Source organism: Bacillus sp. P4_D3 (assembly GCF_056401855.1).
Genome location: NZ_JBFUIN010000685.1, coordinates 1 through 1,643, shown reverse-complemented (window position 1 = coordinate 1,643; position 1,643 = coordinate 1). Strand labels below are relative to the sequence as shown.

The window sequence follows — 1,643 nt, the reverse complement described above, 5'->3', positions numbered from 1 at the left end:
TCCGGTACCAGTTACCACACCAGCTTCGACCATTTTATTAACAAATTCATGGGAGTTATTTATTTGACATATCATTGCATATATTCGGACACGAATATCCTTGCTCTTCACAGCTTGTTGTAGTAAACGATAACTCTCAGGTCCATCTCCACCTGCGTCATGTATACTTGTTATGCCCGCTGCAACGAAATGATCTGATGCAATTTTCACAGCCTTCATCATTTCACTTTCTGTATAACTTGCAACCTCGCTCATCCTCATATTTGCTGCTTCAATTAACTTTCCTGTAAGCCTTCCTGCCTGATTCTTTTCAATAACCCCCCCACTCGTGTTCGGTGTGTTCTCGTTAATTTGCGCAATTTCTAATGCTTTGCTGTTCACCACACTTATGTGGTGGCAAGTACGGGTTACAATAATAGGGTGTTCAACTGAAATTTCATCCAGCTCAGTAATTGTTGGATAACGCTTTTCCTTCATAGCGGTTTCATTAAAGCCCCAAGCACGTATCCATTCACCTTTTGGCGTTTCTGAAGCCTTCTTTTTCAAATCATCTAACAAAGCCTCGATAGAATCAATATGTTCAGCTTTGCAACTGACAGCCAATTGATTTAATCCATGAGAAATGAGGTGAATATGGGAATCAATGAATCCAGGAAGAAGCGTTTTTCCTTGCAGGTCAATTACATCCGTTTTTTCTCCTATAAAACTCTTAACCTCCTGATTTGAGCCAACAACTACGATACGATTATCTTTTATTGCTACAGCTTCGACTACTGTATTCTTTCGGTCTACTGTAATAACTTCTCCATTTATCAATACAACATCAGCTTTCATAAACTCAACCCTTTCGGAATTACTCTTTTCGAGTAATTCATTCAGTATTTAAAGTTATATCTTTCAATAAGCTCTTCCGCTTTTTAACAAGATTTATCAATAATTAATTAAAGTTGAGTTAAACATTCTTTCATTGTTTTAACGATAAAAGTAAAGTCTTCCTCTGTGATGCTTAATGGAGGCGCAAGCTGCAAAATATTATTGTAACCTGCAACCGTGTCACCATTTTTACCAATAATTAGACCTTTTTCTTTACAAGCATTGATGACTTTGTTCATCTTTTCAATAGAAGCTGGTTCTTTTGTTTGCTTATCTTCCACTAGTTCAATACCTAAAAGAAGGCCTTTTCCGCGAATATCTCCTACATTTGGATGCTCTTTTACATCCTCAAGTTCATATAACAGTCGTTCACCCAATTCTTTGGAACGTTCAATGAGTTTCTCATTCTCCATAATTTCTAAATTCTTCAAAGCTAAAGCACAAGCAGCAGGATTTCCTCCGAACGTATTTACATGGCGGAAGCGATCATAATCTTCACTACCTACGAATGCCTCATAAACCTCTCGTCTAACTGCTGTTGCTGACAAAGGAAGATACGCACTTGTAATACCTTTTGCCATTGTAATGATATCTGGTTTGACGCCATAATTCATAAATCCAAATGGCTTCCCTGTCCGTCCAAATCCACATATAACTTCATCACAAATGAGCAACGCACCGTGCTTCTCGMAAATTTCTTTTACTTTTTCCATATATCCATCAGGAGGCATTAAAATTCCGCCCCCGGTAATAATTGGCTCCATAATCAC

General features: G+C 37.9%; 2 protein-coding genes. Both read right to left on the bottom strand.

Annotated elements, in window-relative coordinates; genetic code table 11:
- A partial coding sequence (locus AC1DTM_RS25570) for an amidohydrolase (protein WP_477001200.1) occupies nt 1-834 on the bottom strand: 834 nt, incomplete at its 3' end.
- Nucleotides 835-941: 107 nt separating this feature from the next.
- Nucleotides 942-1,643, bottom strand: a 702-nt coding sequence (locus AC1DTM_RS25565; RefSeq protein ID WP_477001199.1) for an aminotransferase class III-fold pyridoxal phosphate-dependent enzyme, incomplete at its 5' end; no start/stop codon positions are given.